This window comes from Streptomyces sp. NPDC046203, assembly GCF_040646255.1.
Taxonomy (GTDB): domain Bacteria; phylum Actinomycetota; class Actinomycetes; order Streptomycetales; family Streptomycetaceae; genus Streptomyces.
This window is the reverse complement of record NZ_JBEYZX010000002.1, coordinates 208008-220585: the sequence shown is the minus strand read 5'-3', so window position 1 is coordinate 220585 and position 12578 is coordinate 208008. Positions and strand designations below refer to the sequence as shown.

At 73.0% G+C, this 12578-nt stretch carries 9 protein-coding genes; 8 read left to right on the top strand and 1 reads right to left on the bottom strand.

What is annotated here, in order from left to right; all coding sequences use genetic code 11:
- The first annotated feature begins 123 nt into the window (after nt 1–123).
- Both ABZ990_RS02700 and ABZ990_RS02695 read left to right on the top strand, forming a co-directional pair.
- The gene (locus ABZ990_RS02700; protein WP_361224129.1) at nt 124–1362 is read left to right on the top strand and encodes a DUF4349 domain-containing protein; all 1239 of its coding nucleotides are present in this window, start codon (nt 124–126) and stop codon (nt 1360–1362) included.
- A 4-nt stretch (nt 1363–1366) separates the two neighbouring features.
- Nucleotides 1367–2740, top strand: a complete 1374-nt coding sequence (locus ABZ990_RS02695) for an FAD-dependent oxidoreductase (protein WP_361224126.1) — start codon at nt 1367–1369, stop codon at nt 2738–2740.
- Nucleotides 2741–2892: 152 nt separating this feature from the next.
- On the opposite strand, the gene hemE is transcribed toward ABZ990_RS02695, so the two are convergent.
- On the bottom strand, nt 2893–3963 hold the full coding sequence (hemE, locus tag ABZ990_RS02690; RefSeq protein WP_361224448.1) for a uroporphyrinogen decarboxylase: 1071 nt from the start codon (nt 3961–3963) through the stop codon (nt 2893–2895).
- A 406-nt stretch (nt 3964–4369) separates the two neighbouring features.
- Here hemE and ABZ990_RS02685 point away from each other — a divergent pair, with 406 nt between their 5' ends.
- The 6 genes from ABZ990_RS02685 (at nt 4370) to ABZ990_RS02660 (ending at nt 12541) form a co-directional block, all read left to right on the top strand.
- Nucleotides 4370–4987: a DUF3000 domain-containing protein gene (locus ABZ990_RS02685; RefSeq protein WP_361224123.1), complete on the top strand. Its 618-nt coding sequence runs from the start codon at nt 4370–4372 to the stop codon at nt 4985–4987.
- Nucleotides 4988–5872: 885 nt separating this feature from the next.
- Nucleotides 5873–6538 carry a response regulator transcription factor gene (locus ABZ990_RS02680; RefSeq protein ID WP_015037008.1) on the top strand — a complete coding sequence of 222 codons (666 nt, stop codon included), beginning with the start codon at nt 5873–5875 and terminating at the stop codon, nt 6536–6538.
- 145 nt (nt 6539–6683) lie between these two features.
- Nucleotides 6684–7967, top strand: coding sequence for a ribonuclease D (locus ABZ990_RS02675; RefSeq protein ID WP_361224120.1), 1284 nt, complete (start codon nt 6684–6686; stop codon nt 7965–7967).
- Nucleotides 7968–8261: 294 nt separating this feature from the next.
- The gene (locus ABZ990_RS02670; protein ID WP_361224117.1) at nt 8262–9086 is read left to right on the top strand and encodes a ferritin-like domain-containing protein; all 825 of its coding nucleotides are present in this window, start codon (nt 8262–8264) and stop codon (nt 9084–9086) included.
- A gap of 93 nt (nt 9087–9179) precedes the next feature.
- A complete protein-coding gene (locus ABZ990_RS02665) occupies nt 9180–10406 on the top strand; it encodes an acetyl-CoA C-acyltransferase (protein ID WP_361224114.1) in 1227 nt (408 codons plus the stop codon).
- Nucleotides 10403–12541 carry a 3-hydroxyacyl-CoA dehydrogenase NAD-binding domain-containing protein gene (locus ABZ990_RS02660; RefSeq protein ID WP_361224112.1) on the top strand — a complete coding sequence of 713 codons (2139 nt, stop codon included), beginning with the start codon at nt 10403–10405 and terminating at the stop codon, nt 12539–12541. Before ABZ990_RS02665 ends, ABZ990_RS02660 begins: the two co-directional genes overlap by 4 nt.
- Nucleotides 12542–12578: the final 37 nt, after the last annotated feature.

Below are 12578 nucleotides of genomic sequence, written 5' to 3'. Positions count from 1 at the left end.
GATGTACGAGGTGCCCGGGATACGGGAGACGCACGAGGTGCGCGGGAAGCGCGGCGGAAGAGGCACCGGGCGGCGGCGCGGGCGGGGGCCGGCGCGGCGGCGGCACTGCTGACGGGCTCGCTGGTGCTCACCGGCTGCGCCGGGTCCGGCGGCGCCTCCGATGCCTCCGACGCCCCGGCGAACGCGAAGGCGGTCCAGCCCGCGCAGGGCGCCGAGGGAGCGGCGGCGGACCGGGCGGCCGGCCCCGGTCAGGCGGCAGCGGCGACGAAGCCTCCGACCGGGAGCAAGGGCGCGCCCTCGTCCCGTACGCCGGTGGCGGAGCGGCAGCACATCATCCGTACCGCCGAACTGTCCGTCCGGGTCCGCAGCGTGGAAGCCTCGGCGGCGTCCGCCCGCGAGCTCGCGGCGAAGGCGGGCGGCCGGGTCGAGACGGAGACGACCCAGCGCGAGGACGGCGACCTCCGCCACAGTGACGAGAGCCAGGCCATATCCCGGTTGGTGCTGCGCGTCCCGGAGGACCGTTACGACGAGATCCTCGCCGAACTCGCGGGCAGCGGCGAGCTGTTGTCGCGCAAGGCGGACGCGAAGGACGTCACCGACCAGGTGGTGGACGTCGAGAGCCGGATCGCGACCCAGCGGGCGAGTGTCGCGCGGGTACGGAAGCTGATGGACCAGGCGACGCGGCTGAGCGACGTGGTCTCCCTGGAGGGCGAACTCAGCAGGCGTCAGGCCGACTTGGAGGCGCTGCTCGCCCAGCAGACCTCGCTGAAGGACCAGACGTCCCTGGCGACGATCACCCTGATGCTGAGCGAGAAGCGGACCGGCGCGGCCACCGGGAAGGACGACGACGGCGACCGGCCCGGGATCGTCGACTCGCTGGCCGGCGGCTGGCACGCGCTGGTCGCCTCGGTCGGCTGGCTCCTGGTCGTCCTCGCCGCCCTCGCACCGTGGCTCGGGGTGGCGGCGCTCGCGTACGCGGTGTGGCGGTGGCTGGTCCGGCCCCGGCTGCGGCGCCGCCCGCGTCCGGCATTCGCGGGACCGGCGGCGGGAGTTCCCGGCGCGCCGCTCGCCGGGTCGGGGCTGCCGCACTGGCCCGGTCACGGCCCGGCCAGGGCGGCGGACCCGGCCCCGACGCCGACCCCGACCCCGGCCCCGGCCCCGGCCCCGGCCCCGGCCCCGGCGGATCCCAAGGCGGAAGCGCACGGAAAGGCAGCGCCCGGGGCGGAAACGCCCGTCAAGGGCTCGCCCGGGGCCGCCGGCGTGACCGACGTGGCCGACGTGGCCGACGTGGCCGACGTGGCCGGATCACCCGACTCCGCCGGGCCCTCCGCGCCCGCCTCCGGCGGGGAGTCCGCAGAATGACCCCATGAGCGAACGCCTTGTGGTCATCGGCGGGGACGCGGCAGGCATGTCCGCCGCGTCACAGGCCCGCAGGCTGAGGAAGCCCGGGGAACTGGAGATCGTCGCCTTCGAGCGCGGCCACTTCAGCTCGTACTCGGCCTGCGGGATCCCGTACTGGGTCGGCGGTGACGTCCCGGTCCGGGACGCGCTGATCGCGCGCGCCCCGGAGGAGCACCGCGCGCGGGACATCGATCTGCGGATGCGGACCGAGGTGACCGAGCTGGATCTGCCCGGGCAGCGGGTGCGGACCGTGGACCTGGAGTCGGGCGCGGAGGCGTGGACCGGCTTCGACAAGCTGGTGATCGCGACCGGCGCCCGCCCGGAACGGCCGGCGCTGCCCGGGATCGACGCGCCGGGCGTGCACGGGGTGCAGACCCTGGACGACGGACAGGCGCTGATCGAGTCGCTGTCCCGGGCGCGCGGCCGGCGGGCCGTGGTCGTCGGCGCCGGGTACATCGGCGTGGAGATGGCGGAGGCGCTGCTCGGCCACGGCTTCGAGGTGACGGTCCTCAACCGGGGCGAGCAGCCGATGGCGACCCTCGACCCGGACATGGGTCGTCTGGTGCACCGGGCGATGGACGGCATGGGCATCCGTACGGTCGGCTCGTCGCCGGTGACCGGGATCCTGACCGGCGACGACGGCCGGGTCCGGGCGGTGACGACGGCCGCCGGCGAGTATCCGGCCGACGTGGTCGTCCTGGGCATGGGTGTGGCGCCGGAGACCACGCTCGCGCGGGCGGCGGGGCTGCCGCTGGGGACGTCCGGCGGTCTGCTCACCGATCTGTCGATGCGGGTGCGCGGGCAGCAGAACGTCTGGGCGGGAGGTGACTGCGTGGAGGTCCTGGACCTGGTGTCGGGCAAGGAGCGGCACATCCCGCTGGGCACCCACGCCAACAAGCACGGCCAGGTGATCGGCTCGAACGTGGGCGGCGACTACGCGACGTTCCCGGGCGTGGTGGGCACGGCGGTGTCGAAGGTGTGCGACCTGGAGATCGCCCGGACCGGTCTGCGGGAGAAGGACGCCCGGGCGGTGGGGCTCCAGTACGTGACGGTGACCGTCGAGTCCACGAGCCGGGCGGGCTACTACCCGGGGGCGGCGCCGATGACGGTGAAGATGCTGGCCGAGCGGCGGACGGGACGGCTGCTCGGGGTGCAGATCGTGGGCCGCGAGGGTGCGGCGAAGCGGGTGGACATCGCGGCGGTGGCGCTGACGGCCGGAATGACGGTGGAGCGGATGACGGCCCTGGACCTGGGGTACGCGCCGCCGTTCTCCCCGGTGTGGGACCCGGTCCTGGTGGCGGCGCGCAAGGCCGTCGCGGCGGTACGGGCGGCGGGCTGAGGCCCCGGCCCCGCGCGGGGCCGTACCGCCGTACCACCGGGGCCCTGCCCCGATCCGTACCGCCGGAAGACACGGAACCGCGCCGGGGACCTCGTCCCCGGCGTGGTTCCGGTCGCCTCAGCGGACGGTGTGGGTCCGGATCAGCGGGCGGTTCAGCGAGCGGTGCGGGTGTGCACGTAGTCGACGAGCCGGGTCAGGGCGTCCGGGTCGGTGGTCGGCATGACGCCGTGACCCAGGTTGAAGACATGGCCTTCCAGGCCCTGCGCGGCGGCCAGCACCTCGTCCGTCTTGGCCTCGACGGCTTCGCGGGTGGAGAACAGGACGGCCGGGTCGAGGTTGCCCTGGAGCGCCTTGCCGGGGCCGACGCGGCGGGCGGCCTCGTCGAGCGGAACCCGCCAGTCGACGCCGACCACGTCGGCGCCCGCCTCGCCCATGAGGCCGAGCAGCTCGCCCGTACCGACACCGAAGTGGATGCGCGGGACGCCGTAGCCGGCGACGGACTCGAAGACCTTGACCGAGGACGGCATCACCGAGCGGCGGTAGTCGGCGGGCGCGAGCGCGCCGACCCAGGAGTCGAAGAGCTGGACGGCGGAGGCGCCGGCCTCGATCTGCACCTTGAGGAAGGCGGAGGTGATCTCGGCGAGGCGGTCCAGCAGGTCGGCCCACAGCTGCGGGTCGCCGTACATGAGCGCCTTGGTGTGCTCGTGGTTGCGCGACGGGCCGCCCTCGACGAGGTAGCTCGCGAGGGTGAACGGCGCGCCGGCGAAGCCGATGAGCGGGGTGGAGCCCAGCTCGCCGGTCAGCATGCCGATGGCCTCGGTGACGTACGACACGTCTTCCGGGGTGAGGTCGCGCAGCCGCGCGAGGTCGGCGCGGGTGCGGATGGGCTCGGCGATGACCGGGCCGACACCGGGCTTGATGTCGAGGTCGATGCCGATGGCCTTGAGGGGGACGACGATGTCGCTGAAGTAGATGGCGGCGTCGACCTTGTGCCGGCGGACCGGCTGAAGGGTGATCTCGGTGACCAGCTCGGGTCGCATGCACGACTCGAGCATGGGGATGCCCTCGCGGACCTTCAGGTACTCGGGCAGGGACCGCCCCGCCTGCCGCATGAACCAGACCGGCGTATGCGGCACCGGCTCGCGCCGGCACGCCTTCAGGAACGCGGAGTCGTAGGTCTGCGGCTGGTGCTTCGTCTGCTGCTGGCCCGTAGGGCGATCCATGGCACTCACGCCCAGAATCTTCGCATGTGGCGAGAAGCCGCTCGCCCGGCCCGGGTGTCCCTCCCCGCACGAGGGCCCCGTTCCGCCTACTCTTCCCCGCATGGCTGCGGCTCAGGGACATTTTTCCGATCATTCCGACGGCATTCGAGGGACAGAAGGGACAGAGACGGGGACGGGGAAGACGGCGGGCGACGACAAGGTGGATGCCACGGACCCGGTTGCCTCGGGAAGCGCCACGGAGAGTGCTGCGGGAAGTGCCGCGGGGAGTGCTGCGGGGAGCGGGTCCGGGAGCCCGTCGGGGAGCGGGTCCGGGACCCCCGCGAAGAGCCCGTCGGGGAAGACGGCCGCGAGCACGACAGGAAGCACGTCGGGGAACGCCTCGGGTAGTGCCGCCGAGCCGGACGCGGTGCCGTCCGCCTTCCGGCGGGCGGTCGAGGGGCTGCGCGCGGTGCGGCTGCGGCCGGAGATCGAGGCCGACCCGACCCGGCCGCCGCAGCGGCTGGCCCCGTACGCGTACGCGCTGGAGGCGGCGGTCATGGACGGCGAGGACGAGCTCGCCGACGGACGCCTGGTGCTGCTGCACGACCCGGCCGGGCACGACGCCTGGAAAGGGACGTTCCGGCTGGTCACACTGGTGCGGGCGGAGCTGGAGCCGGAGATGGCGGCGGACCCGCTGCTGCCGGAGGTGTGCTGGTCCTGGCTGACCGGGGCGTTCGAGGCGCGCGGTCTCGCGTACGAGGAGGCCAGCGGCACCGTCACGATGGCGGGCTCGCACTACTTCGGCGGGCTCGCGGAGCGGGCGCCGGCGACCCAGATCGAGATCCGCGCCTCGTGGACGCCCCGGGAGGGGGCGGGCGGGGTACCGGACACCGGGACGCACCTGGCGGCCTGGTGCGATCTGCTGTGCCAGGTCGCGGGGCTGCCGCCGTCGCCGCCGGAGTCGCCGAAGGGCCCCGGCGCGGGGACCACGTCCGGCGCGGGGGTCGTGTCGCTGCCGCAGCGACGGGGTCCGCAGCAGCAGTGACCCGGTAGCGGGCAGGGCCGGGCCGCTGGGCCGGGACCTCCGAGCCGGGGTCGGGGCCGGGGTCGGGACCTCTGGGCCGGGGCGCCGATTCCCGCGTAGCGCACGACATCTACCGGCGCCCGCAAGACCCGCGCCTGGGCGGCACCGTGCCGCGACACGCGCGGGACACCCGGGCCCGCATGCGGGGGCCGGGCCGTGGGCAGGGACAGGGGCGGGAACGAAGACAGGGACCCGGGGCGGGTGCCTGGGGACGAGCCCCGGGACTGGGCCCGGGAACAGGGGCCGGGAACAGGGGCCGGGGACAGGGACCGGAGCGGGGACGGACCGGAGAACGGGCACAGGGGCCGGGACGGAGTCGGCCCAGGAGCCGGGCCGAGGCGATCCGAGGTGGCCCGGGGTGATCCGAGGCGGCCCGAGGGGATCCGAGGCGGCCCGAGGGGATCCGAGGCGGCCCGAGGGGATCCGAGGCGGCCCGAGGGGATCCGAGGCGGCCCGAGGGACTCCGGAGCGGCGGCGGGACAGGGGTGCGGACGGGGCTGGGGCGGCCCGAGGGGATCCGGCGCGGGTCCGAGTCCGGCGACGGGGTCAGCGCGGGCCCGTGGACACGCCCCGCGACACGCCCGGGATGCAGATGTGGCGAGGACACGCCGAGGGGCACTTTTCGGACACTTTCGAGCGAGCCTGGGCCAGGGAACGGCACAAGGCTCGTACGATGACCGATCACGCGTCCGATTTGCCCCCCTTGTCGCTCACCAAATCGTGATCTTTCCCTAAAGGCGGACGCCCCCGCTGCCGAAGGAGTCAATGACCCCTTCACACACGGGTCCGCCCCTTGGCTTCTTCCCCGAGCCGTCTCCGTCCCGCACCTTCCCCCCAGGAGGTTTGGTGTCCGTTCTCCTCGAGCAGCCCGCAAGCCTGGTCGCCTACCGCCCGAACAAGCCGACGGCCATGGTCGTCGTGGCCGATCCGCGCGTCCGTTCCACCGTCACCCGTCACCTGTGGGCGCTCGGCGTACGCGACGTCATCGAGGCGTCGTCCATCGCGGAGGCGCGTCCCCGCGTCGGCAACCCACGCGACATCTGCGTCGCGGACGTCCACCTCCCCGACGGCAGCGGGCTCACCCTGCTGTCCGAGACCCGCGCCGCGGGCTGGCCCAACGGCCTCGCCCTGTCGGCCGCCGACGACATCGGCGCCGTGCGCAACGCGCTGGCGGGCGGGGTCAAGGGGTACGTCGTCACCGGCACCCGTACGAACATCGGGCACCCCACCCGTCCCGGTGCCGCCCCCATCGGCGCGGCGGCCGCCCGCCTCGGCCACCGCCGCCCCCCGGGTGCCCCGAGCCACCCGGGCGGCTACCGCGAGCTGTCCGGCCGTGAGGTCGAGGTGCTGCGGCTCGTGGCCGAGGGCCAGTCGAACAAGGCGATCGGCGTCTCGATGGGCCTTTCGGCCCTCACCGTCAAGTCCCACCTGGCCCGGATCGCCCGCAAGCTGGGCACCGGAGACCGGGCCGGCATGGTCGCCGTCGCCCTGCGCACCGGGATCATCCACTGAGGGCGAACCCCCGCCCCACAGCGCGTCACAGCAGGTGAAGACCGTCGAGCGCCCGTCGACGGAACGTTCCCTCTGCCCGGTCGGCCCGGGCCGTTCAGGACCGTTCCCTCGATGGGCGCTTGCCACGGACGGATACCCTTGACAGGTGACCGACGCCCAAGACACCGCGAGTGACACCACAACTCGAACCACCGAGGGCGCCCCCTCGGACGCCGAAGTCCCTGCGCACGGGCTGCCGACTCCCCTGCTCGAACCCCGCGAGGGCGTGCCGCCCGTCGTCGCCAGCCAGGACGCCCTGGACGACGTGATCGCCGCCTTCGCCGCCGGCCGAGGGCCGGTCGCCGTCGACGCCGAACGCGCCTCGGGATACCGCTACGGACAGCGCGCCTATCTCGTCCAGATCCGCCGGGAAGGCGCGGGCACCGCCCTGATCGACCCGGTGGGCTGCCCCGATCTGTCCGGTCTCGGCAAGGCCCTGACCGGCACCGAATGGATCCTGCACGCCGCGTCCCAGGACCTGCCGTGCCTCCGCGACATAGGCATGCGCCCCTCCCGGCTCTTCGACACCGAGCTGGCCGGCCGGCTCGCCGGCTTCCCCCGGGTCGGCCTCGGCGCGATGGTCGAGTCCGTCCTCGGGTACGCCCTGGAGAAGGGCCACTCGGCCGTCGACTGGTCGACGCGCCCGCTGCCCGACCCCTGGCTGCGTTACGCGGCGCTCGACGTCGAGCTGCTGGTCGACCTGCGCGACCGGCTGGAGGCGGAGCTGGACCGGCAGGGCAAGCTCGGCTGGGCCCTCGAAGAGTTCACCGCCATCGCCTCGGCGCCGCCCGCGCCGCCCCGCAAGGACCCGTGGCGACGCACGTCGGGCATGCACAAGGTGCGCCGGCGCCGCCAGATGGCGGTCGTACGGGAGCTGTGGACGGCCCGTGACCGGGTGGCGCAGCGGCGTGACGTCTCCCCCGGCAAGGTGCTGAGCGACGCCGCGATCGTCGAGGCGGCGCTCGCGCTGCCGCCGAACGCGAACGTGCTGTCCTCTCTGTCCGGCTTCGGGCAGCGGATGAGCCGGCGCCAGCTGGAGCAGTGGCAGGCGGCCGTGGACCGGGCCAAGGCGCTTCCGGAGTCGGAGCTTCCGCAGCCCGGCCAGGCCCTGACGGGGCCGCCCCCGCCGCGCGCCTGGGCGGACAAGGACCCCGCCGCGGCGGCCCGGCTCTCCTCCGCCCGCGCGGCGGTCTCGGCCCTCGCCGAGGAGCTGCACCTGCCGGCCGAGAACCTGATCACGCCGGACACCGTGCGCCGGGTCTGCTGGGAGCCGCCGTCCCTGGCGGGTCCGGACGCGATCGCCGCGGCCCTGAGCGGGTACGGGGCGCGGGCCTGGCAGGTCCAGCTGGTGACCCCGCTCCTGGTGACGGCGATGACGGAGAAGTCCTGACCGGCTGGTCCTGACCGGCTGGTCGCGACCGCCCGGTCCAGCCGCGCGGCTCCGACCGCGTACTTCTGAGGCTCCCCGTACCGCGGGGACCTCGGCGGAACCCTTGTGAGGCCCCTGACGCTCCGGCGCCAGGGGCCTCCGTCGTACCCCTGCGGACGCATGTCACGGACGTACGTGTCCCCGCCCTCCCAGTCCTGTGTCCTGTGTCCCGTGTCCCACGTCCTGTGTCCCGGTTCTGTCACCGCCGGCCCGGGGCTCTATGGACCGCCCCTCGCGCCGCCTATTTTTTCGAACATGCTCAAAAAGAGGCTCACGCGCACGACACGCCCGACCCACGAGGACCACGTGGACCACGAGGACTACGCGGACTGGGTCGCCGCCTTCCACGCCGAGCGGCGGCGCCGCGACACACTCGGCGACCCCCTCTGGGGGCAGGGCTCCCGGCTGCCGGCGGCGCTGGTGCGCAGTATCCAACGCTTCCAGGTCGGCGAGGACGGCGACGGCGCACAGCTGCTGGCCAAAGCCCGGCGGGCCGGGATACCCGGATACGGCGAGGCGGCGGCCCTGTTCATCGCCGAGGAGCGCGATCACGCGCGCATGCTGGCGGCGGCCGGGGCCGGGACGCTGGACGGGCACTGGACGGACGCCGCGTTCGTCCGGCTGCGGCGGACACTCGGGCTGCGGACGGAAGTGCTGGTGCTGATGGTCGCGGAGGTAGTGGCGCTGCGGTACTACCGGGCGCTGCGCGACGGTACGGACGATCCGCTGGTCACGGAGGTCGCGGGAAGAATCCTGGCGGACGAGGAGCGGCACGTGCCGTTCCACTGCCGGCGGCTGCGCGCGGATCTCGGCGGCGGCCCGCGGCCGGTGCGGCGCGGGACGACCGCCGTCTGGCGGGGGCTCGTGGCCGGGGCCGCGCTGGTCGTGGCGTACGACCACGGTCCGGCGCTGCGCGCGCTCGGGGTCTCCCGTACCGCCTTCTTCCGGGACGTCGTCGGCTCCTCCGCCCCGATGGCCGCCATGATGGACGGCCGGCTTCCGGTACCGGATCGAATGCCGGATCGAAGTGTGACCTTCACCGCTCCCGGCCCCGGGGGTGGGCAGCTTGGTTACTCGTAAGTAGCATGGGGTGGGCAAGCGCGCGCTTAGGTGCGCGTCCGGGCCGCGCGCCCGGCAGCTGTAGTGCCATCCCGCACCTGGAGGAGAGCCATCGTGCCTCGTACCGTCAGGGACGTCGTCTTCGTCGACGGCGTCCGTACCCCGTTCGGCAAGGCGGGCCCGAAGGGCATCTACCACGAGACCCGCGCCGACGACCTCGTCGTCAAGGCCATCCGGGAGCTGCTGCGCCGCAACCCCGGTCTCGACCCCGCCAAGATCGACGAGGTCGCCATCGCCGCGACCACGCAGATCGGCGACCAGGGCCTGACGCTCGGCCGTACCGCCGGAATCCTGGCCGGTCTGCCGCAGTCCGTGCCGGGCTACTCGATCGACCGTATGTGCGCCGGCGCGCTGACCGCCGTGACGACGACGGCCGGTTCGATCGCCTTCGGCGCGTACGACGCCGTCATCGCCGGTGGTGTCGAGCACATGGGCCGCCACCCCATGGGCGAGGGCGTCGACCCGAACCCGCGTTTCGTGTCGGAGAAGCTCGTCGACGAGTCCGCCCTGTTCATGGGCATGACCGCCGAGAACCTGCACGACCGCTACCCGAGCATCACCAAGGAGCGCGCCGACGCCTACGCCGTGCGCTCGCAGGAGAAGGCCGCCAAGGCGTACGCCGACGGCAAGATCCAGCAGGACCTGGTGCCGATCTCGGTCCGCCGCACCTCCCCCGAGGCCGGCGAGACGGGCTTCGGTCTGGTCACGGCCGACGAGCCGATGCGTCCGGGCACCACGATGGAGAGCCTGGCGGGCCTGAAGACGCCGTTCCGCGTCCACGGCAACGTCACCGCGGGCAACGCGGCCGGTCTCAACGACGGCGCCACCGCCTCGATCATCGCCTCCGAGGACTTCGCCCGCGAGAACGGTCTCCCGGTGAAGATGCGCCTCGTCTCGTACGCCTTCGCCGGCGTCGAGCCCGAGGTCATGGGCTACGGCCCGATCCCGGCCACCGAGAAGGCGCTGGCCCAGGCCGGTCTGTCCATCTCGGACATCGGTCTCTTCGAGATCAACGAGGCCTTCGCGGTCCAGGTGCTCGCGTTCCTGGAGAACTACGGCATCGCCGACGACGACGCCCGCGTCAACCAGTACGGTGGCGCGATCGCGTACGGTCACCCGCTCGCTTCCTCCGGCGTCCGTCTGATGACGCAGCTGGCCCGCCAGTTCGAGGAGCAGCCCGAGGTCCGTTACGGCCTCACCACCATGTGCGTCGGCTTCGGCATGGGCGCCACGGTCATCTGGGAGAACCCGAACCACAAGGACGCCGGAGGCAGCAAGTGAGCACCACCGCCGAGCTTCTGAAGGGCGCCGCAGAGCTCTTCCCGGACGAGGTCGTCACGACCGCCCACGTCCGTCACTTCGAACTCCCGGCAGGTGCTGGGCGGTTCGCGCTGATCACGCTGGACAACGGCTTCGATCACACCAAGCCGACCACCTTCGGTCCGCAGTCCCTGGCCAACCTGGCCAAGGCGATCGACCAGGTCGAGGCCGAGGCCGCGAACGGGGAGATCGTCGGCGTCGGCATCACCGGCAAGCCGTTCATCTTCGCCGTCGGCGCCGACCTCAAGGGTGTCGAGCTGCTGAAGCAGCACTCCGACGCGCTCGCCATCGGCAAGGGCGGTCACGACGTCTTCAAGCGCCTCTCCGCGCTGGCCGTCCCGACCTTCGCGTACTACAACGGCGCGGCGATGGGCGGCGGTGTCGAGGTCGGTCTGCACTGCGCCTACCGCACCGTCTCCAAGGCCCTGCCGGCCTTCTCGCTGCCCGAGGTCTTCCTCGGTCTGGTCCCCGGCTGGGGCGGCTGCACGATCCTGCCGAACCTGATCGGCGCGGAGAAGGCCGTCTCGGTCGTCATCGAGAACTCGCTGAACCAGAACCGCCAGCTCAAGGGCAAGCAGGTCTTCGACCTCGGCATCGCCGACGCGATCTTCGAGGGCGCCGACTTCCTGGAGCGCTCGCTCGTGTGGACCGCGCAGGTCCTCAAGGGCGAGATCACCGTGGAGCGCCCGGAGATCGACCGCGGCGAGGGCTGGGACGCGGCCATCGCCAAGGGCCGTGCGATCGCCGACTCCAAGGTGCACGGCGCGGCCCCGGCCGCCTACCGCGCCCTCGCCATCATGGAGGCCGCGAAGGACGGCGACCTCCAGAAGGGCTTCGACGCCGAGGACCAGGCCCTCGCGGACCTGATCATGGGCGGCGAGCTGCGCGCCGGCATCTACGCCTTCAACCTGGTGCAGAAGCGGGGCAAGCGCCCGGCCGGCGCGCCGGACAAGTCGCTGGCCCGCCCGGTCACCAAGGTCGGTGTCGTCGGCGCCGGTCTGATGGCCTCCCAGCTGGCCCTGCTCTTCCTGCGCCGCCTCGAGGTGCCGGTCGTCCTGACCGACATCGACCAGGAGCGCGTCGACAAGGGCGTCGGCTACGTCCACGCCGAGATCGAGAAGCTGCTCGGCAAGGGCCGGATCAACCAGGACAAGGCCAACCGCCTCAAGGGCCTGGTCTCCGGTGTCCTCGACAAGGCCGAGGGCTTCGCGGACGCGGACTTCATCATCGAGGCCGTGTTCGAGGAGATGTCCGTCAAGCAGACGGTGTTCGCGGAGGTCGAGGCGGTCGCCCCGGCGCACGCGATCCTCGCCACCAACACCTCCTCGCTGTCCGTCAGCGAGATGGCGTCGAAGCTGAAGCACCCCGAGCGCGTGGTCGGCTTCCACTTCTTCAACCCGGTCGCGATCCTGCCGCTCCTGGAGATCGTGCGCGGCGAGCAGACGGACGACGCCTCGCTCGCCACCGCCTTCGGCGTGGCGAAGAAGCTGAAGAAGACCGCGGTCCTGACGAAGGACGCCCCGGCGTTCGTCGTGAACCGCATCCTGACCCGCTTCATGGGCGAGATCCAGAACGTCATCGACGAGGGCACCCCGGTGGCCGTGGCGGAGAAGGCGGTCGAGCCGCTGGGTCTGCCGATGTCCCCGCTGGTCCTCCTGGAGCTGGTCGGCCCGGCGATCGGTCTGCACGTCTCCGAGACGCTGAACCGCGCCTTCCCGGAGCGCTTCAAGGTCTCCCCGAACCTGAAGGCGGTCGTCGAAGCCGGCAAGCGCGGCTTCTACGTCTACAAGCCGGAGAACGGTTTCAAGCCGGAGCTGGACCCCGAGGTCGCCGCGCTTCTGAAGCAGGGCGATGTCGTCCTGACGGAGGAGCAGGTCCGCGACCGCGTCCTGGACGCGGTGGCGCAGGAGATCGGCCTGATGCTGGACGAGGGTGTCGTCGCCGAGGCGCAGGACATCGACCTGTGCCTGATCACGGGTGCCGGCTGGCCCTTCCACCTGGGCGGCATCACGCCGTACCTGGACCGCGAGGGTGTCTCCGAGCGTGCCGTCGGCCGGCGCTTCCTGGCGCAGGGCGTGGCGAGCGTTCCCGCGTAAGCAGCGTGCGTCGTACGGCGGTGGCCGTACAGCAGTA